Origin of the sequence: Lelliottia sp. CFBP8978, from assembly GCF_034046055.2 — a bacterium.
GTDB lineage: Bacteria > Pseudomonadota > Gammaproteobacteria > Enterobacterales > Enterobacteriaceae > Enterobacter.
On the sequence record NZ_CM188253.1, the window covers coordinates 2,782,643 to 2,800,963 of the forward strand.

Genomic DNA, 18,321 nt, shown 5'->3' on the forward strand with positions numbered 1-18,321 from the left:
TCATTTTGTCATGAATGCGTAATATTAAGCGCCTTGCGCAAAATAAACGGACATACAATTAAGAACGCATATTCCGGGCTAAAAATTGACCCGGTAAAAAAAAGCGACACCGGCGTAAAAAGATAAAGCTGCACCCGAAAATTCTGATTATCTCCAAATGCGTTAATCATCATTTTGAAGACTTTAAACAGGTACCACAGCGTTAACAGCACTGCGAACCATGAGAAATAGATAATTAACAGATACAGCCCATTGTCTATGGTTTTACCGACGTCCGCACCGTTAAAGATTCCGAATGATGCAACATATTCGTAAAGTGAGCCAAATCTGACTACGCCATCAATATGGGTTAACGAATACCCCACCATAACCAGCGGACCAATAATGCGATAATAGGACGATGAACCTTCTGTTCCTAAATCCCCCAGGCGCGTGGCGATGTAAGGGAAAGCAAAAATAATACCCACCAGAAAAACGGTTAGTGAAATTATTGCTAAAGGTAGTTTTTTCTTAATCGCATCTTTATTCAGGTACTGAAAAGCCCATTCCAGCAGGTAAAACAAGATAAATGTCATGACCCCTGAGAAAGAACCTGACAGAACAATCCCTGCAAGAATCATAGCATCGGTCTTTGGGGTTTTGATACCAAACTGTTTGATGCTGAGCCAAATTGAGATTAATGCCAGAGCGAAAAATGCCGGTTCGAAATACAGGGCGGTGGTTCGTTTCCCGCCAAACTTAATGAAGTTCAGAACATAGCTGTTGCTGTAAATCAGATATTTCGAAATCATCTCCATCAGGCTACTGCCACCGGTCAAAATAATCTGCGCCATTTCCATGGCCGCCAGAGTGACAATGAACGCAACGGCAATATAAAAGAACCTAAGGATTTTCCGATAATTGTGCGGCGAAATAGTTTTAAAGCGAATACTCCACACCATGCCAATAATAATGACGATATAAACAAACAGCATGGTCGAGGTGACGTATTTGCTGGCATCCAGCGACTGACCGAAGAGATAGTTAAATGCCGTTAACCCCACGCCCAGCCCAAGAGCAATCATGAGCTTCTTAATGCTGATCTTCTCAACGTACAACAAAAGCAGCACAGGTAAGAAGGTCACAATGGTAATGGGGAAGCTTTCTCCCAGCTGGGCTATCTTGACGTTAACCAGCAGATAAATCAGCGGTAACAGCAGGTAGCTACAGATTCTGATAGAACGAGACATACTCCTCCAGCATCTGTTGACCACTGTAAGCCTTGCGGCTGCGGTTGCGGAACGATTCCAGGCTGGTGCCAAAAACAGCCTGCGCGATATCCGCTTTTGGCTGCTGAACCAGCGGCAGAACCTCCTGCTCGCTAAACGTTTTTCCGCCTGATTTTTCCAGCACTTCACGCGCGGCGTCGCTGTGGGTCGCAATGACCGGGACGCCAATCGAGAGCGCTTCACACAAAATCAGCGGATAGTTGTCCACGCGAGAGCTAAAGACCAGCGCATCCATACCGTTCAGGGCACTCATCAGTTTGCGTTTATCGGTTTCAAAGCCGTGATTAACCACATTCGCGCCTTCAAACGGCGAAAATTTGCCGAAGGTGTGCAACTCAATCTTGTCACCCAGCGCCATCATGTCGCGCACCAGCTGTTGATTGGTCTTTCCGTCGTAGCGCAGATCGTGAGCCACCACCGCAATTTTGGGTTTCCCCGGCGTCACGGCGACAGGCGTCAGTTCCGCCAGAATCTCTTCCGTTGCCACATCAATACCGTTGTTGATGATCTGGCAGCGCCCGGCACCGTAAAGACTGTTAAAAGCATCGGCGACGTGTTGGCTCGGGGAGATAAACTGACAGCCCAGCGCCAGCATGTCGCGAAACAGCTGGCGTTTACCCGCCACCAGCTGATGAGCACGATCCACTTTTACCGGCGGATAGTTAGAAAGGGTCGGGCATTTCTGACAGTGATTTTTCCAGCCTTCACACCCGTCGGTAAACGCGCAGCGCCCGGTGACGCTCCAGTGATCGTGCAGGGTCCAGACAAACGTGGTATCGGGCTTATGCGCCAGCACGTTTTCACAGAATGCGACCACCTCTTCCAGGTTTAACCAGTAGCTGTGCAGAACGTGGAAATGGAGAACCACCGGCCCGCGGGTTCGCGTCACCGTGCGATAAAGATTGTTCAGATTGCCGAACAGATCGCGGTTAAACAGGCGAAACAGCGCAATGTTAGCGATCGACGTTAAACGCGGCGTCTGCTTTAACACCTGCGGATAGTGATCATGGCTCACGCTTTTTTTGCCGCCTTTGCCGTAACCGTAAACAAAGCGCGACTGTAAACCTTTTTGTAGCGCACGCTGATGCAGATCCAGCGCCACGCCTGCCGCGCCGCCTTCAGCCAGGCGGACATTAAATTGCAGAATATTCATTTAATAACCTTTACACTGGCTTTTTGACCCACCACCAGCGCGTTATCGGGAATGCTGTCCAGCACCACGCTACCCGCACCAACCACGACGTTATTACCGACGGTAATATCACCAATCATCACCACGTTGGCGCCCAGCTCAACGTTATTGCCAATCACCGGGCAGGCCAGACTGTCTGGCCCACGGTTACCGATGGTGACGGCGTGGCGAATGGTAAAATCGTCCCCCGCCACAACGAATTTATTGATCACCACCGCATAGCCGTGATGGATGGTAAAACGACGCCCAATCGTGGCAGCCGCCTGGATTTCATAGCCAAACAGGCATTCGGTGATGATGCGGTACAGCACCAGCACCGGTGCGGCCCAAATGTTGTTCAGCACATTTTTTTTGCGCCAGACGGAGCAGAAATGGGCAACGCGATACGCCAGAACCATGCAGCACGGGCGCAAGCTCCAGCCGTTAGCACGGCAATCTTCCAGAATCATTATTTCCCCCGAAGTCCGTCAGCCAGACGCTTGGTGTTACGCACTGAAAAGAGCGTTAACAGCGTGCGCCAGTTCATGCGCTTGTTGCGGATCTGGTAGAGGGTAAAAAGTTGGTACTTGCGGCTGGCACGGTCGAACTTGTCTTTGTGCTTGCGATAGAAATGGAAGTAACCAGAGAATTTCTTTGGCGATGAGGTGATCTGCATTTCGCCATGATTGATGTGCAGAATTTGCGTGGCGTCGTCCACTTTCCACGGTTCGCCATACTCCATCACCATACGCAGGAAAATATCGTAATCCTGCGCCGCTTTCAGTTCGGTATCGAACAGGCACTCTTTGAAACGCCACGCCCAGGTAAAGACCTGGTTGCCGATGATATTGCGCTTGTAAAACAGACGACGGGAGTACGGCGATTTAGGATACAGCGGCAGGCTTGCCGGCTGCGAATAGACTTCGCCCTGACACACATAGTCATTGGCATACAGGAACGCGTGGGTCACCAGCTGCTGTTTGTGCGACAGGAAAGTAGACAGGCGGTTGGGCGTCCATTCATCGTCATCATCTATCCCGGTGATGAACTCTCCTTTTGCCTGCAAAATCGCCTGGTTACGCACCGCGCAAGCGCCAGAATTGATGGCGTTATGCACATACACCACGCGTGAATCACCCAGATCGCTGACAAATTTCTGTAGCTGCTCATAAGACGAAGAGCAGTCATCCACGATGATCAGTTCCCAGTGGTCATAATCCTGACGTAATACCGATTTAATCGCGCGGATCGCCAGCTGCTGACGATTCCATGTCGGCATATAGATAGAAATCAAAGGGCGTTGTGTTGTCATTTTATTCCCCGCAATGCGTTGTTGATGCTCTTCCAAACCCCTCACCCCTGCCCTCTCCCCAAAGGGGCGAGGGAGAAAAGAGAGCCTCGTACCCTTCCCTACACTTAGCAGCGAGGGAGAAAGAACAGCTCCGTACCATCCCCTCTCCCCAAAGCAGCGAGTGAGAAAAGACAGCGCCGTACTATCTCCTCTCCCCAAAGCTGCGAGGGAGAAAAGACAGCGCCGTACTATCTCCTCCCCCAAAGGAGCGAGGGAGATAAGACAGCTCCGTACCATCCCCTCTCCCCAAAGGAGCAAGGGAGAAAAGACAGCTCCGTACCATTCCCTCTCCCCAAAGGAGCAAGGGAGAAAAGACAGCTCCGTACCATCCCCTCTCCCCAAAGGAGCAAGGGAGAAAAGACAGCTCCGTACCATTCCCTCTCCCCAAAGGAGCGAGGGAGATAAGACAGCTCCGTACCATCCCCTCTCCCCTTTGGGGAGAGGGTTAGGGTGAGGGGTGAGGGCGAGTGATAAGTGGTTTAGAACTGATTACTTACTGTCAGACTTATATTCGTACTCGTAATACCCGTAATCCTGGTATCCGGTTGCGCGACGGAAGATGGAGTTCAGAATCACCCCTTTCACCTCGATACCGTTCTGCTCAAAGCGGCTGAGACTGGTTTCCACTTCCTTCAGGGTATTGACGGCGTAACGCGCTACCATCAGCGTGGTACCGGCATGACGCCCGACAATCGCGGCATCCGTCACTGCAAGAATTGGCGGGGTATCAATCAGCACCAGGTCGTAATGCTCGCTCGCCCACGTCACCAGCTGCGCAAAGCGTTCGCTCATCAGCAGTTCAGAGGGGTTTGGCGGAACCTGTCCGCGCGGCACGAGATCAAAGTTGGTGATCGACGTCGGCTTGGCACACTGGGCGATATCGCCCTTGCCGAGCAGAATTTCCGACAGGCCGTTGACGTTGTTGGTCCCAAGCAGTTCGTGGGTATAGCCTTTGCGCATGTCGCAGTCGATCAGCAATACGCGTTTGTTGGTCTGGCTAATGACCGCCGCCAGGTTGGCACAGACGAAGGTTTTACCAATCGACGGGCTGACCCCGGTCAACATCAGCACATTATTCTTCGCCTGCATCATGGCGAAGTGCAGACTGGTACGCAGGCTGCGCACGGCTTCAATCGCGAGGTCAGTTGGATTACCCACCGCCAGCAGTTGACTCTGCTTGTAGCGCTTAACGCCTTTGACCGTTTTCACGCTGTCGCGCGATTTCTGCCATTCCGACAGCGGAATGCTGGCGTAAACGCTGATTCCGTTCTCTTCGAGCACCTGCGGGCTTTCGATACCGCGGTTAAACAGGGAGCGCAGCAGAACACCGACGATAGAGAGCATCAGACCCAGAATAATGCTGCCGAGAATAATCAGCGCTTTCTTCGGTTTCAGCACGCCCGGCTGAGCGATCGCCGGGTCAACGATGCGGACATCGCCGACGGTACTGGCTTCGGTGATTTTCAGCTCTTGCTGTTTATTCAGCAGCTGCATATACACCTGCTGGCCGGACTCCACATCGCGGGTCAGACGCACGATTTCCTGCTGGGTCTTCGGCATCGCGGTGACGCGGTTATTGAGCTTCGATTTCTCATCTTCCAGCGCCTGGCGTTTTTCCAGCAACGTGCGGTAAGCCGGGTGGCGTTTGGTGTAAAGCTTGGAGATTTCCGCTTCTTTGAAGGTCAGCTCGTTCAGCTGCGCATCAATATTGACCATGGAGTCGAGCACCGACTTCGCCTCCAGCGGCAGATCGACGGAGTCTTTCTGCTGGCGATAGGCGTTCAGCTTGTTTTCCGCATCATCCAGACGGGTGCGCACTTCCGGCAGTTGTTTCGCCAGGAAGGCAAGGCTTTTAGCGGCCTCCTCGGATTTGCGCTCAATATTCTGCTCAAGGTAGTTGCGCGTAATACTGTTCAGGACGTTGCGGATCATCTCCTTATCTTCACCGGTAAAGTTCAGGCTCAACACGCCCGTGTCTTTGCCATTTTCGGTGACGGTAAGGTTGTTTTGCAGGTTATTGATCATCCCCAGCGTCGAGAATTTACTGACCGTAAATTCGCCGCCTTCCGCAGACTGAATGCCGCTGACCATAATGCTAACGCCGTTTTTACTGAGCATCTGCCCCACTTCACCACGGGCGCTAAAGCCCGCATCGCTTTTCAGCTCATACTGCTTTGGCCCCAGCACGGTCAGCGTGAAAATCTGATCCGCGGTGCCTTTTGGCAGGGTGAAGGTAGTGACTTTAACGGTGTCGTTTTGTCGTCCCATCAGTCGGTCCCAGCCCGCGCCAAACACCGGGAAGGTGTTTTTGGTGACCGCGATATCCAGGTCAAGATCGTCAACCGTTTTGCCCAGCACCATACGCGACTGGATCAGCTGGATTTCCGCCTCTGATGCCGGGGGCTTATTGGCCAGCGCCGAACCGATATCCTGCACCAGTGAGTTACCGCTGTTTTGTTCGATTTGAACCAGCGCATCGGCGCTATAGATGGGGGTCGCGAAGAGGGTATACACCACGGCAGCCAGCGCAAAAACCGCCGTAATGCCCAGCACCCACCAGCGCGCCTCAACAATCGTCCCTACCAGGCGACCGATATCAATTTCATCACTGCCCGATATCGGGGCGGCAGAAGGTTTTGTTTTTTCTGTCATTGTTATCCCTGCTGAGCTTTCAGTGCCTGCGCCCACTGTTGGGCAGACTGGTCAAGTAAGGTATAAACCGCCTCAAATGCCTCACGGCTCTTGCGATACGGATCGGGAATTTCGCGCTCACCGTCCCAGTGACCAAACAGCATCACTTTGCCGCGCATCTCCGGTGCGATTTCGCACAATGCGTGAATGTGGCGCTTTTCCATCGCGAGGATCAGGTCATATTCCCGACACATGCGGCCGGAAACCTGACGGGCGCAATGCCCGTCGAGTGAGAGGTTGTGCTCCTTTGCCACGCTCGTCGCGCGCTCATCAGCCCCCTTACCCACAAGCGCCCCAAGTCCTGCCGAGGCGACCGTCAGCTCAGGCTGGTAATTTTTCAGCAGTCGTTCAGCCGTCGGGGAACGGCAAATATTCCCCACGCACACCACCAGAATTTTATTAAACATCGTGGATTACCAGGTATGAATGTCGCGCGCCGTATCCGTCATGTAGCGAACGCCACTGATGGTTGGCAGCAACTGGTTGATCAAACGGTTCCAGCGAGCAACCGGCGCAGTCGTGACATACACCACATCGTATGGCTGGAGGCGGAACTCCGTTGCCATCACCAGGGATGTTGCATCGGACATATCGAGCTGGTAGATGTTGGCAATCTTGCCTTTCGCACTGCCCTCGCCTTTCAGCGGACGGATAACGAAGATGCCGCTGGCATTGGAGGCGGTCAGATCGATGCCTTCTGCGTTGCCCAACGCTTCGGTCAGGGTCATGCCGCTGAAGTCCATCTTGAGCGTGCTCTGTTTCTTCACTTCGCCCATGACAAACACTTTCAGGTCGTCGTTTCGTGGAACAAACAGAATGTCTCCCGGATAAAGCAGACGGTTCTGGCTCAGATCCCCGTTCTGCATCAGCGCCTGGAGTGAAATGCGCTCTTCCTTACCGTTGTGCGTCAGCACCACGTTGCGCCAGTCCGCCGCGTCGGTTAACCCGCCCGCCGTGTTAATCGCATCGAGAATAGTGAGCGGCACGTTGGTGATCGCCTGCTGGCCCGATTTGTTGACCTGACCGGAGATATAGGCTTTCTGCGAGCGGAATGCGGCGATATTAACGTCCACCTGCGGATCGGCGATGTACTGCGCTAAGCGGCCGGTAATATCACTACGAATTTCAGCGAGCGTTTTACCCACCACGTGGACTTTGCCGATATAGGGATAGAACATGGTGCCATCAGGCTGCACCCAGTTACCGGTATCGCTGGAGCTGCGGTATTGCCCTGCGGGCGTGGTGAGCTCCGGGTGATCCCAGACGGTCACACTGACGACGTCACCCGGTCCAACGCGGTATTGATAAGACGAGATTTCCTGGTCCAGGGACATATTCGGCTGGGCAACATTCGGACGCGGACGTAATTGTTCGACCAGGCGCGGTGTTAATGGATAAACATTCACCATTTTGTCGAGATCAAAATCAGCATCCTGTTGCTTGATCACATCCTTACCCATCGTTGACATATTGCTGCCGGGAAAGACCGTACAACCACTCATCAAGGTCACAGACACCAATAATGGCATCAATTTCATTTTGGATTTCATCATTGATTATTTATCACTTTGGCAGAGTAATTATCCTGTGCAATTTAAATAAGCGCGGGGCGTTTTGTCATTCAGAATGCAGTTAATCAAAAAGAAATATAACTGGCATCAGTCCTAAAAAAATCTTATTCATCCACCGGCTATTGACAGAATAATCGAGGCTGATTCACACGCTTTCAGGCACGCTACCGCCCTTGGCTTTCAGTTACCAATCCACTGACGAAACAATGTGTTATGGATAGACACCCTCTTAGATTAGGTCTTGCAGGATAAATATATCCGGCATTCTTAATGCCTGAGCAGTAATGAATTACCGTTCCTGAGACCGATACAAAAATAGCAGCAAGAAGATTTAACATTTGATGCTGGGAGAATTGTTGCAGCTAACCTAATAGCAGGCAAGGAGACAACTGTCTGAATAACAGTTTTTAAGAATAATATTAAGCGCAAATTTCTGCTGTTTTAGGAATTTCTTCATATTGACAAATCACGGACTAAAAATACCTCATGCGATATTTCCTAAATATCGGTTAATACGTTAATTCAACTTTCATATACAAATATTAGGGTTAATAGCCGCCCCTATTTATCTTTGAGGGATTAAGAGAAATCTCACGCTCTCCATTGCAATTTTCTCGAGCTTTATCCATGATCGAAGTGTGACATATTTCTTTTGCTCCACGTCATTACGGTTTCAGACAGGCGGCAAGGGAGCGAATCCCCCAGGCACGGCCCCACGCATAAGGGCCTGCTTTCGCCGCCTTCGCCCCTGCAACCTGAATGACAACGAGCGCCAATAACCGAAGGTATTGCGATTACTATGGAATGGATTGCCGATCCGTCAATTTGGGCCGGACTGGTGACACTTATTGTCATCGAATTAGTCCTCGGCATTGATAACCTGGTCTTTATTGCCATTCTTGCCGAAAAACTGCCACCCGGGCAGCGCGACCGCGCGCGGGTCACCGGTTTGCTGCTGGCGATGGTGATGCGCCTGCTGCTGCTGGCTTCTATCTCGTGGCTCGTCACGCTGACAACGCCTCTTTTCACTCTCCACGGCCTGAGCTTTAGCGCGCGAGATTTAATTATGCTTTTCGGCGGGCTTTTCCTGCTGTTTAAAGCCACGGTTGAACTCAATGAACGGCTCGAAGGTAAAGACAGCGAGAACACCACGCAGCGTCGGGGTGCCAGATTTTGGCCGGTTGTCGCGCAAATCGTGGTGCTGGATGCGGTATTTTCCCTCGACTCGGTGATTACTGCCGTCGGTATGGTGGACCATTTGCCGGTCATGATGGCTGCGGTGATCATCGCTATTACCCTGATGGTCATGGCCAGCAAGGCCCTGACGCGCTTCGTCAACAGCCATCCGACCATCGTCATACTGTGTCTGAGTTTCCTGCTGATGATTGGCTTTAGTCTGGTGGCCGACGGCTTTGGTTTCTCGATTCCGAAAGGCTATCTGTACGCAGCGATTGGCTTCTCAGTGATTATTGAGACGCTCAATCAGCTGGCTATTTTCAACCGCCGCCGCTTCCTCTCTGCTAATCAGACGCTGCGCCAGCGCACCGCCGAGACGGTGCTGCGTCTGTTAAGCGGCAAAAAAGAGGATGCGGAACTGGATGCAGAATCGTCCTCACTTCTCGCCGATCACGATGACAGCCAGATTTTCAATCCTCAGGAACGAAGAATGATTGAGCGGGTGCTCAATCTGAATCAGCGGTCTGTCAGCAGCATCATGACCTCGCGTCACGATATCGAACATATCGACCTGAACTCGCCAGAGGCACACATCCGCGCGCTGCTGGACAAAAATCAGCACACCCGCGTGGTCGTGACGGGGGGAGATGAAGAGGAAGATTTACTGGGCGTAGTGCATATTATTGACCTGCTGCAACAGTCTTTGCGCGGCGAAGCGCTGGATTTACGCGCGCTGGTACGCCAGCCGCTGGTCTTCCCGGAAACGCTGCCTTTGCTGTCGGCCCTTGAGCAGTTTCGTAATGCGCGCACCCACTTTGCCTTCGTGGTGGACGAATTCGGTTCGGTTGAGGGGCTGGTGACACTGAGTGACGTGATGGAAACCATCGCCGGTAATTTGCCAAACGAGATAGACGAGATCGATGCCCGGCACGACATCCAAAAAAATGCCGACGGGTCGTGGACTGCTAATGGTCATATGCCGCTTGAAGATCTGGTGCAGTATGTGCCGTTACCGCTGGATGATAAGCGTGAATACCACACTATCGCGGGGCTGCTTATGGAAAACCTTCAGCGTATTCCAAAGCAGGGAGAAGAAGTTCAGGTGGGTGATTATATGTTGAAGACACTGCAGGTCGAGAGCCATCGGGTGCAGAAAGTCCAACTTATCCCGCTGCGTACCGACGAGGATTTGGACTACCAGGTCTGAACTACACCCTCTCCCGCTACGGGAGAGGGGCGCACGGTTAAAGCTTATCTAAAAGTTTCTTCATGTCTTTGCCGCTTTGCGAATCTTTATTCTTATCCGCCCAGTCGCTCAAACGACGTTTTGCTTCGTCCTGTAAATGCTTACGCAGGACCTGATCAACCTGAAGGCTATAGTTGAGTTCCTGCCATTTTCCGAAAACGGTGAGCGGAATCGGCGTCTCTTTCAGCAGGTCAATCAGCGGACCTTCGCCTTCCCAACCGGACAACACTCGCACATTGAAGCGGGTATCGGTGGTTTCTTTCACCAGATCCAGCGAGCCTTTACCGGTCAGCGCCAGCAGTGAAGAGTGTCCCTGCATATTATCCAGCGTCAGTTCACCGCGATTAAGCGTCAGGTCACTGGAGAAGTCATCGAGCCGCGTTGCGCTGTCATAACTCTCTTTGGCTTTAACATTGCTGCTGCGCTCCACGGCCTGCTGAACCAGCTGCTGGAAATTGAGTCCTTCCATACGGCTGTCAGAGAGCTGAACATGCGCCTGCCCCTGCCAGCTACGACGAAACGCATCGGCATCAATCCTGTCGCCGGAGAAATCACCGGCCATCGTCAGATTACCGGTCAGCGCGATAGGATAATTAAAGGCCTTAAGGATGGTTCCGATCTCAATGTTATCAAGACGCGGCTGGAACTCAGCCCGGGCGATCTCCTTGCGAACATCCAGAAGACCCGGCAGAGACAAATGCCCTGCGCCCATCTGACCGCTCAGTTCAGAAATCACCAGCAGCCCGTTATGGTTGAGCATCTGGCTGCTGACATTTGTGAAATCAATACCGCGCCAGCGTACCGTGTTCGCCTTCACCAGGATATCGGCGGTGAAGCTGCGCAGGCCGTTATAGTCAGGCTGATCGATGCTGGATGAAATCACCGGCCGCATCTGCTTAGGCGGAGTTGTCTCCTGCCGTTCAGCGCTTTGTTCTGCCGTCACCGGCTGTGGTGGAAGCAGATTTTCCAGGTTGAGTTTGTCAAACTGAAGATCAAAGACCCACTTCGGCGTTTCACTTAACACCACGCTGGCCCGTCCTTTCAGCGCACTGTCATTGGCCTGCAAATTGAGGTTATTCAGTTCCAGCTGCTTTTGTTCTTCTCGCCAAAGCGCCTGCAAACTGCCCTGCCCGCTAATCCCCTGGGTGGGGAGATCGGCGCCGGAAATCTGCCAGCTGAGCTGTTGGATATCGGCGGTCAGTTTATGAGGATAGTCGGAGGCGTCCACGTTGGCGTTCATTGACAACGTCATATCACGCTGATTGCGATTAATACGCCCTGAAAAATCAACCGCCGCCAGGTGGTGTTGATCCTGCTCCATTTTCAGGTTGATGTTTCGCACCGTGATCTGCTCTTCATCCTCATGCTGGAAGACCAGCAGGCTGTCTGCCACTTTCAGGCTGGCGATGTCAAAGGACCAGCCTGCGTCTTCCGCGGCATCCGGCAGCGTGTTGGTATGCGGCGCGACGGGCGCATCGGATTGACGAACGGCTTCGGTTTGCGGCGTGAGCTGGATAACCGCGCCTTTCAGCATCACCTGTCGAACCTGCAACTGATGCGACAGCAGAGGCATCAGCGCCACGTCCAGGCGCATATTATCGGCCGTGACAATGGGAACCGAGGCGCCGGGCGCGGTTAATGACATCCGGCCAGAAAGAATGCTGAGCTGCGGCCAAACGTGCCAGCGCAGCTGCCCGTCCAGCTTCAGTTCATACCCGCTACGTGCTTCGACCTGCCGGACCATATAGGCACGGAAATCATTGGGGTTAACCAGCAGAACCAACGCCGAAAGGCCAGCCACCAGAACCACCAGCAAAATCATCAGCGTTGTAAGAACTCTTCTCATGACATCCTCAGTGAAGCGTAAAATCAGTCTTTATCAATACGACTGGCAACCGCACCCTGCTGGTCGCGATACTTTGCGTCCTGACGGCGGTTATAAGGGCGATCGGCCAGGCCTGTTAAAGGCTCAAAGCTTAGCGCACCAATCATCATCCCCGGGCGTAAGGCCAGCGGCAGTTTACCTGCATTGAAAAATTCCAGTACGATACGACCCGACCAGCCCGGATCGATACGGTGCGCAGTGACGTGGACCATCAGCCCCAGACGCGCCAGCGAGGAGCGACCATCGAGCCAGCCGACCAGGTCTGCCGGTAAGGTGACCGACTCATAGGTCACTGCCAGCGCCAGTTCACCCGGATGCAGATAGAACGCGTCGCCTTCAGGCAGCACAATTTCGTCGCTCATGACGCGGTCAAGCGCGGCGCTGACTTCGTCTTTCGGCCCGCTCAAATCAATAAACGGGGCGGTATGGCCGCTAAACGTGCGGAATTTATTTCCCAGACGCACGTCAACGGTGACGCCGTTGATTCGCTCCACTGGCGGACGAGGGGTGATAGACAGACGGCCATCATCCAGCCAGGCCTCTATATCTCGGTCGCAAAGACGCATGACGCTTTCTCCTTTCGTGCATCAGGCCCTGAAGACGTCACGCCTCAGGGCAAACCAGGTTCAGGTTATTGCTGAACGGTACACAATTCGCGCGAATTATTCAAAAAACTGGCTAATTTTGGCTTTCAGGATATCAATCGCAATGCGGTTTTTACCCCCGCGCGGCACAATGATATCGGCGTATTGCTTGGACGGCTCGATAAACTGCAGGAACATCGGGCGAACCGTCTTCTGATATTGTGCCATAACAGAATCCATCGAACGGCCACGCTCATTCACATCGCGCTTGATTCGACGCATCAGACAGATATCCAGCGGCGTATCCACAAAAATAGAGAAATTCATCGCTTCGCGCAGACGCGCGTCGGTCAGCAATAAAATGCCTTCCAGGATGATCACCTTTTTGGGTTCAATGTGAATGGTCTCTTGCGTGCGGGTATGATCGACGTAGCTATAAACCGGCAGGTCAATAGGCGTGCCGCTTTTGATCATTTGTAAATGCTGGAACAGCAGGCTGTGATCCATGGCATTGGGGTGGTCGTAGTTGGTTTTTACGCGTTCTTCCATCGACAGATGGGATTGGTCTTTGTAATAGCTGTCTTCGGGAATGACGCCGATGTGCTCATCACCAACTTGTTCACGCAGTTCGCGATAAAGCGTACTGGCAATAAGACTTTTACCTGAAGCGGATGCGCCGGCGATGCCTATGATGACGCACTGATGAGACTTATCAGTCATAAATTTAGCGACCTGATTAACCTGGATGTAAAGGAAGGGCGACGCCTGAGCGTCAAACGCGGCAATTATAGGGATTTCGCTTGCCTGATACTAGTCGAAAGCGCAGGTATTGCGAGAGTCATTCCAAACCCGCCCTTTTCGCCCTGACTAAAATTTTAGCGGTCAAATTTAACGCGTTAAACATGAATTTTCTGCAGACTAAGTATTTAATAACTCTATGATGACAAATTATGAGCAGTCGGCATATGAATTGTAAATTGTTTGTACTAGCATAATCCAAATTCCTATTTTACTTCGTCTGGACCTGGTTCCTGGCGGCATGGCGTCCCCTGGATAAAGCGGTAATGAAAAAACAATACCAGCACGTTTTGGTTACCACCCCACATCCTTTACTACGGCTTGTCAGTCTAGGTCTGGTGACCTTTATCTTTACGCTTTTCTCGCTTGAACTGACCCGTTTCGGAACGTTACTGGCACCGCTGTGGTTCCCGACCTCCATTATGATGGTCGCGTTTTATCGCCACGCCGGAAAAATGTGGCCGGGAATTGCCCTCGCCTGCTCGTTTGGCAATGTTCTTGCTTCCTGGATGCTGTTTTCCTGGGAAACCATCAGTTTCTGGTATACGGCAATCAACGTGATTGAAGCCTGCGTCGGTGCCCTGCTGCTGCGCAAATTATTGCCCTGGTATAACCCGCTCAAAAACCTGGGCGACTGGATACGCCTGGCAATAGGCAGCGCGGTGATCCCACCGCTTGTGGGCGGTATACTGGTCTGGCTGCTGGTCCCGGGTACCGAGCCGCTGCGTAATTTTCTGGTGTGGGTGTTGTCAGAATCGATCGGCGCGCTGGCGCTGGTGCCGCTCGGCCTGCTGTTCAAACCGCACTATTTATTGCGCCATCGTAATCCCCGCCTGCTGCTGGAAACCCTGCTCACTATGGCCGTTACGCTGGTCTTATGCTGGGTGGCGATCTCCTTCCTTCCGTGGCCGTTTACCTGCGTCATCGTATTGCTGATGTGGAGCGCCGTACGTTTACCGCGTATGGAAGCTTTTATGGTCTTTTTGGTCACGGTGATGATGGTGTCACTGATGATGGCGACAAACCCGACATCCTTGTCCACCCAGAATACCGGCGTGATGCTCAACGCGCCGTGGCTGCCATTCCTGATGATGCTGCTGCCAGCGAACATTATGACCATGGTGATGTACGCGTTTCGCGCGGAGCGCAAGCACATTACCGAAAGCGAAGAGCGTTTTCGCAATGCCATGGAGTATTCCGCCATCGGCATGGCGCTGGTCGGTATTGAGGGGCAATGGCTACAGGCCAATAAAGCGCTGTGCCAGTTCCTGGGCTACTCCCAGACTGAGCTGCAATCCCTGACTTTTCAGCAGTTGACCTGGCCGGAAGATTTAAACATCGATCTGGACAACCTTGAGCAACTTACGCGCGGCGATATCAACAGCTACTCAATGGAGAAGCGTTATTACAACCGCAACGGCGAAGTGGTATGGGCGCTGCTGGCGGTCTCCGTCGTGCGCCATGCAGACGGGTCGCCGCTCTATTTTATCGCGCAAATCGAAGATATTAACGATCTTAAGCACACCGAGTGGGTTAATAAGCGCCTGATGGAACGTATTACGCTGGCGAACGAAGCGGGCGGAATCGGGATCTGGGAGTGGGATTTAAAGCCCGACGTGATCAGCTGGGACAAGCGCATGTTTGAACTGTATGACATCCCGGCGCATATCAAACCCACCTGGCAGCTCTGGCATGAGTGTCTGCACCCGGAAGATCGCGACCAGGCTGAGCAGATCATTCGCGATTCGCTGATGGCCAGAGCGCCCTTCAAGCTGGAGTTCCGCATCCGGGTGAAAGAAGGCGTGCGCCATATTCGCTCGCTGGCCAGCCGGGTACTCAACAAGCAGGGTGAAGTGGAACGTCTGCTGGGCATAAATATGGATATGACCGAGGTTAAAGAGCTTAACGAAGCCTTGTTCCAGGAAAAAGAGCGTCTTCACATCACGCTCGACTCCATCGGCGAAGCCGTACTCTGTACCGATGTCGATATGCATGTCACCTTTATGAACCCGGTCGCCGAGAAAATGAGCGGCTGGACGCAGCAAGAAGCCATGGGCCAGCCGATCCTGAACGTGCTGCATATCACTTTTAGCGAAAACGGCCCGCTGATGGAAAATATTCACAGCGGGGATATGTCCCGCTCCGACATCGACCAGGATGTGGTGCTTCATAACCGCAGCGGCGGCACATTCGATATTCATTACAGTATTACCCCGCTAAGTACGCTCGACGGGCAAAACATCGGTTCGGTGCTGGTCATTCAGGATGTCACTGAATCGCGTAAGATGCTGCGTCAGCTGAGTTACAGCGCCTCTCATGACGCCCTGACTCATCTGGCTAACCGCGTGAGTTTCGAAAGCCATCTCAAACGCCTGCTGCAAACCGTTGACGACACCCACCAGCGTCACGCGCTGGTCTTTATCGATCTCGATCGATTTAAGGCGGTAAACGATACCGCGGGTCACGCAGCGGGCGATGCGCTGCTGCGTGAACTGTCGTCGCTGATGCTCAGCATGTTACGGTCAAGCGATGTGCTGGCGCGACTCGGTGGCGATGAGTTTGGCCTGCTTCTGCCGGACTGCAATGTCGAAAGCGCTCGTTATATTGCAGGCCGTATTATTCATGCCATCAACGATTACCACTTTATGTGGGAAGGCCGTCTGCACCGCGTCGGTGCCAGCGCCGGGATTACGCTGATCGACGATCGTAACAGCCAGGCCGCTGAAGTGATGTCTCAGGCCGATATCGCCTGTTACGCCTCTAAAAATAATGGCCGCGGTGTGGTGACGGTTTACGAACCGCAGCAGGAGAGAATTCACAGCGCGCGCAGCATGATGTCGCTCGACGAGCAGTGGCATATGATCAAAGACAATCATCTGCTGATGACGGGGCGCAGCGTCGCCTCGCCGCGGATCCCGGAAAGCAGCAACTTCTGGCTGATCTCCCTGCGCCTGTGGACCAGCCATGGCGATGTCATGGAAGAGCACGCTTTCCGGTCGGGCCTGGCGGAACCGGAACTGCTTCATGCGCTGGATCGCCGCATCTTCCAGGAGTTCTTCCGTACCTTTGCCGCTCAGGTGGCGAATAAAGGCATGGGCGTGGCCCTGCCGCTTTCACCGGAAGGGCTGTGCAGCGTTACGCTGGTGGACGAATTGCTCGAACTGCTGGAAAAAAGTCCGCTGCCGGGACGATTGCTGCATCTGGTGATCCCCGTTAACACCCTGCAAAATCAGGATGTTAATATTCAAACCGGGCTGCAAAAACTTCGTCAGGCGGGCTGTCGCATCGTGCTTTGTCATGTTGGTCGCGATATGGAGGTGTTCAACCATCTGAGCGCGCACATGGCTGATTACCTGTTGCTGGATCCGGAGCTGGTCACCAATGTGCATGGCAATCTGATGGATGAAATGATGGTGACGATTATCCAGGGCCACGCCCAGCGTCTCGGCATGAAAACCATTGCCGGTCCCAGCAACCATCCGCTGATGATGGATACCCTTTCCGGCATTGGCATTGACTTCATCTACGGCGATTCCATTGCCGAACCCCAGCCGCTGGAGCTGCTGCTGAACACCAGCTACTTCGCCATCAACTAGCGATAACCTCAGCGGTTGTTATTACGGCTGCCGTCAAGGCGTCCAGCCGTCGGTATACCAGATGTGCAGCAACGCATAAGACCGCCACGGCTGCCAGCGCTGGGCATAGCGGCGGATTTGCGCCGGGGTCATTCCGGCGAACCGCTGCTTAATCAGATAGTCATCAGGCAGAAAAACATCCTTCGCCTGCCATCCGCGCAGAGCCAGATAGTTTGCCGTCCAGCGCCCGATTCCGGGACGCGTCTGCAGCGCCTTCATCCCCGCCTCGATATCGTCTGGCGGCTGTAACGGGAAATTTCCCTCCACAACCGACTGCGCAAGATGAATCAGCGATTCTGCGCGTTTGACCGGCATCCCCAGCGCCTTAAGCGCCTGCGGATCCGCCGCCGCAAGGGCATCGGGCGTGGGGAAAATGTAATAGCCAGCAACGCCCTGCAACGGCGTACCGCACAACGCCACCACGCGAGCCGCGAGCTTCGCCGCCATAGAGACGCTCACCAGTTGACCCAGAATCGCACGCACGCCCTGCTCATACGCATCCATCGCTCCCGGCAGGCGTAAACCGGGTCGCGCGGCTCCCAGGTCGCCCAGCGCGGCGGCAATCTGTTGCGGATCGCAGGCGAGATCGAACAGCCGTTCGATGCGCGTCAGACAAACCTGAGCGACCGGCATCAGTCCTTCACTAAGCGTCACCAGAAGCGTGGCCTTCTCGATCTCTGGCGTGACGCGAAACAGCCCGTGATGGCCGTCGTAGCTGAAGCTACGCTCGTAATAGTTATCCGTCACGGTTTCAATCCCGGCCACCGCACGTGCGCCAAGAAATCCCAACATCCATTGCCAGTCATAGGGGGGTTGCCAGTTCAGGGTGTACATTGTTACTCCTTTCATTGTCCTCCTCAGCATAAACCGGGTTTGTCCGCAGCGCCTTGCTTTCATATTCCTGTTGTCGCGGGCGTGACATTTCGCTAAAGTCTCGCCCCTTCT

13 protein-coding genes are annotated in these 18,321 nt (G+C 53.3%); 2 read left to right on the forward strand and 11 right to left on the reverse strand.

The window, feature by feature from the left end:
- Positions 1-8: 8 nt before the first annotated feature.
- The 7 genes from wcaD to SOM82_RS13225 form a co-directional block, all read right to left on the reverse strand.
- Positions 9-1,229 (reverse strand): colanic acid polymerase WcaD, encoded by a 1,221-nt coding sequence (wcaD, locus tag SOM82_RS13195; protein ID WP_320459864.1) that lies wholly within the window; start codon positions 1,227-1,229, stop codon positions 9-11.
- Complete coding sequence (gene wcaC, locus SOM82_RS13200) at positions 1,204-2,421, reverse strand: colanic acid biosynthesis glycosyltransferase WcaC (protein ID WP_320459827.1); 1,218 nt, start codon at positions 2,419-2,421, stop codon at positions 1,204-1,206. The genes wcaD and wcaC overlap by 26 nt, the downstream gene beginning before the upstream one ends.
- The gene (wcaB, locus tag SOM82_RS13205; RefSeq protein WP_320459863.1) at positions 2,418-2,906 is read right to left on the reverse strand and encodes a colanic acid biosynthesis acetyltransferase WcaB; all 489 of its coding nucleotides are present in this window, start codon (positions 2,904-2,906) and stop codon (positions 2,418-2,420) included. The genes wcaC and wcaB overlap by 4 nt, the downstream gene beginning before the upstream one ends.
- 2 nt (positions 2,907-2,908) lie before the next feature.
- Complete coding sequence (gene wcaA, locus SOM82_RS13210; RefSeq protein ID WP_154127310.1) at positions 2,909-3,751, reverse strand: colanic acid biosynthesis glycosyltransferase WcaA; 843 nt, start codon at positions 3,749-3,751, stop codon at positions 2,909-2,911.
- A gap of 528 nt (positions 3,752-4,279) precedes the next feature.
- Positions 4,280-6,442 carry a tyrosine-protein kinase Wzc gene (gene wzc, locus SOM82_RS13215; RefSeq protein WP_320459826.1) on the reverse strand — a complete coding sequence of 721 codons (2,163 nt, stop codon included), beginning with the start codon at positions 6,440-6,442 and terminating at the stop codon, positions 4,280-4,282.
- A 2-nt stretch (positions 6,443-6,444) separates the two neighbouring features.
- The gene (gene wzb / locus SOM82_RS13220; protein WP_154127312.1) at positions 6,445-6,888 is read right to left on the reverse strand and encodes a low molecular weight protein-tyrosine-phosphatase Wzb; all 444 of its coding nucleotides are present in this window, start codon (positions 6,886-6,888) and stop codon (positions 6,445-6,447) included.
- Between the two features lie 6 nt (positions 6,889-6,894).
- Positions 6,895-8,034, reverse strand: a complete 1,140-nt coding sequence (locus tag SOM82_RS13225) for a polysaccharide export protein (RefSeq protein ID WP_154127313.1) — start codon at positions 8,032-8,034, stop codon at positions 6,895-6,897.
- 817 nt (positions 8,035-8,851) lie between these two features.
- Between SOM82_RS13225 and SOM82_RS13230 the strand changes: the two genes are divergently transcribed.
- Positions 8,852-10,435: a TerC family protein gene (locus SOM82_RS13230; protein ID WP_154127314.1), complete on the forward strand. Its 1,584-nt coding sequence runs from the start codon at positions 8,852-8,854 to the stop codon at positions 10,433-10,435.
- Positions 10,436-10,472: 37 nt separating this feature from the next.
- Here SOM82_RS13230 and asmA read toward each other — a convergent pair whose 3' ends face one another.
- From asmA to udk, 3 genes are all read right to left on the reverse strand, one after another.
- Positions 10,473-12,320 carry an outer membrane assembly protein AsmA gene (asmA, locus tag SOM82_RS13235; protein ID WP_320459825.1) on the reverse strand — a complete coding sequence of 616 codons (1,848 nt, stop codon included), beginning with the start codon at positions 12,318-12,320 and terminating at the stop codon, positions 10,473-10,475.
- A gap of 23 nt (positions 12,321-12,343) precedes the next feature.
- Positions 12,344-12,925, reverse strand: a complete 582-nt coding sequence (gene dcd, locus SOM82_RS13240; RefSeq protein ID WP_320459824.1) for a dCTP deaminase — start codon at positions 12,923-12,925, stop codon at positions 12,344-12,346.
- Positions 12,926-13,021: 96 nt separating this feature from the next.
- Complete coding sequence (gene udk, locus SOM82_RS13245; RefSeq protein ID WP_100779601.1) at positions 13,022-13,663, reverse strand: uridine kinase; 642 nt, start codon at positions 13,661-13,663, stop codon at positions 13,022-13,024.
- Between the two features lie 344 nt (positions 13,664-14,007).
- Between udk and SOM82_RS13250 the strand changes: the two genes are divergently transcribed.
- Entirely contained in the window at positions 14,008-17,337 is a 3,330-nt protein-coding gene (locus tag SOM82_RS13250) for a diguanylate cyclase (RefSeq protein WP_320459823.1), read from the forward strand.
- 33 nt (positions 17,338-17,370) lie between these two features.
- Here the strand turns inward: SOM82_RS13250 and alkA are convergent, their stop codons facing one another.
- Positions 17,371-18,210 carry a DNA-3-methyladenine glycosylase 2 gene (alkA, locus tag SOM82_RS13255; RefSeq protein ID WP_320459862.1) on the reverse strand — a complete coding sequence of 280 codons (840 nt, stop codon included), beginning with the start codon at positions 18,208-18,210 and terminating at the stop codon, positions 17,371-17,373.
- Positions 18,211-18,321 lie beyond the last annotated feature (111 nt).

Bases quoted from the DNA above. Each gene is read 5' to 3' on its own strand.
- wzb (WP_154127312.1), bottom strand. From the start codon at position 6,888: ATGTTTAATAAAATTCTGGTGGTGTGCGTGGGGAATATTTGCCGTTCC.
- wzc (WP_320459826.1), bottom strand. From the start codon at position 6,442: ATGACAGAAAAAACAAAACCTTCTGCCGCCCCGATATCGGGCAGTGAT.
- SOM82_RS13230 (WP_154127314.1), top strand. From the start codon at position 8,852: ATGGAATGGATTGCCGATCCGTCAATTTGGGCCGGACTGGTGACACTT.
- SOM82_RS13225 (WP_154127313.1), bottom strand. From the start codon at position 8,034: ATGATGAAATCCAAAATGAAATTGATGCCATTATTGGTGTCTGTGACC.
- alkA (WP_320459862.1), bottom strand. From the start codon at position 18,210: ATGTACACCCTGAACTGGCAACCCCCCTATGACTGGCAATGGATGTTG.
- wcaC (WP_320459827.1), bottom strand. From the start codon at position 2,421: ATGAATATTCTGCAATTTAATGTCCGCCTGGCTGAAGGCGGCGCGGCA.
- asmA (WP_320459825.1), bottom strand. From the start codon at position 12,320: ATGAGAAGAGTTCTTACAACGCTGATGATTTTGCTGGTGGTTCTGGTG.
- wcaD (WP_320459864.1), bottom strand. From the start codon at position 1,229: ATGTCTCGTTCTATCAGAATCTGTAGCTACCTGCTGTTACCGCTGATT.
- SOM82_RS13250 (WP_320459823.1), top strand. From the start codon at position 14,008: ATGAAAAAACAATACCAGCACGTTTTGGTTACCACCCCACATCCTTTA.
- wcaA (WP_154127310.1), bottom strand. From the start codon at position 3,751: ATGACAACACAACGCCCTTTGATTTCTATCTATATGCCGACATGGAAT.
- dcd (WP_320459824.1), bottom strand. From the start codon at position 12,925: ATGCGTCTTTGCGACCGAGATATAGAGGCCTGGCTGGATGATGGCCGT.
- udk (WP_100779601.1), bottom strand. From the start codon at position 13,663: ATGACTGATAAGTCTCATCAGTGCGTCATCATAGGCATCGCCGGCGCA.